Raw genomic sequence first — 815 nt, 5'->3', positions numbered from 1 at the left:
TCTACCAGTTATCACCCTTACTAGGGATACATTTACTACACACAGAGGTAGGTACAATAAATGGAAACAAAACTACTAAGGATAGCAGAATTAGCAAAATCTGAACCTAAAATGAAATTTACATCTCTTGCACATTTATTAAATGAGCAATCACTAGTTCAATGTCATCATGAGTTACCTAACAAAAAGGCAACTGGGATTAATGGTACAACTAAAGAGCAATACAGTGAAAATCTAAAAGAAAACATAGAGGACTTAGTAAATAGGCTTAAAAGTAAAAGTTACCGTCCTGTTCCAGTAAGGAGAATGTATATTCCAAAGCTCAATTCAAACAAGAAAAGACCATTGGGAATACCTGAACATGAAGATAAGATTGTTCAAAAAGGCATTACGAAAATACTAACTACCATCTATGAAAATGATTTTCTAGACTGCTCATTTGGATTTCGACCAAATCGTAATTGCCACGATGCTTTGAAAATACTGAACCACTATATTGAAAAGAGGTCAGTAAATTATGTAGTAGATGTAGATATTAAAGGATTCTTTGACAACGTTGACCACACATGGATGATGGAGTTCTTAAAACTGCGAATCGCTGACCCTAACCTCCTAAGAATAATCGGAAGATTTCTTAAAGGTGGATATATGGAGGAAGGTAAGAAATACAAGACAGACAATGGCACACCGCAAGGTGGAGTAATATCTCCGATATTAGCCAATGTATACCTTCATTACGTCCTTGACCTGTGGTTTGAAAAAAGGGTTAGGAAACAGTGTAAAGGACAAGCATACATCGTGAGATACGCAGATGA

1 protein-coding gene is annotated in these 815 nt (G+C 35.7%); it reads left to right on the top strand.

All coding sequences use genetic code 11. From position 1 onward, the window contains the following. Positions 1 to 60 precede the first annotated feature (60 nt). Positions 61 to 815 (top strand): reverse transcriptase domain-containing protein (locus CHI06_RS26225; protein ID WP_257009463.1); only part of this gene is annotated, 755 nt, incomplete at its 3' end.

The sequence above is a fragment of the Bacillus sp. 7884-1 genome (assembly GCF_002272245.1).
Lineage (GTDB): Bacteria > Bacillota > Bacilli > Bacillales > Cytobacillaceae > Neobacillus.
This window is presented reverse-complemented; position numbering and strand designations above follow the sequence as displayed.